Source organism: Sphingomonas sp. CCH9-F2 (genome assembly GCF_001556735.1).
Taxonomy (GTDB): Bacteria; Pseudomonadota; Alphaproteobacteria; order Sphingomonadales; family Sphingomonadaceae; genus Sphingomonas; species Sphingomonas ginsenosidimutans.
Genome location: NZ_LSJO01000409.1, coordinates 1 through 460, shown reverse-complemented (window position 1 = coordinate 460; position 460 = coordinate 1). Strand labels below are relative to the sequence as shown.

Below are 460 nucleotides of genomic sequence, written 5' to 3'. Positions count from 1 at the left end.
GGCGCAGCAGTCCTTGACGAGGAACAGCGTCAGCGCGCGCAGGCCGTCCAGATCGACACGGTAGATGATCGAGCGGCTATGCCGTGCGGAGCGGACCAGGCCAGCGCGGGCGAGGATGCCGAGGTGCGCCGACAGGGTGTTCTGCGGCACGTCGAGCTGACGCGCGATATCGCCGGCAGCCAAACCATCCGGTTCGTGCCGTACCAAGAGGCGGAACGTGTCAAGGCGCGTTCCTTGTGCAAGAGCACCCAGCGCCGAGATGGCATCCTCGTTTTCCATATATCCAGCATAATGGATATGCTTGGTGTGTCCAGCCCCGTATACCCTGCCTTACCGGTCGTTGGCCGGGATGGTTGGGGCCAGGGCTTGGTTGATGCGACAAGCAGCGACCCTGTTGCGGCTACCAGGGGGGCATAAAAAAGCTGGGGGTGACGGTGCTGATCCGGTAGCTTTAGGAGCA

The 460-nt window shown here is 62.6% G+C and carries 1 protein-coding gene; it reads right to left on the bottom strand.

Going from position 1 to position 460, the window contains the following annotated elements:
• On the bottom strand, window positions 1–279 hold a 279-nt coding region (locus tag AX685_RS11805; RefSeq protein ID WP_066488918.1), incomplete at its 3' end, for an ArsR/SmtB family transcription factor.
• Between the last annotated feature and the right edge of the window lie 181 nt (window positions 280–460).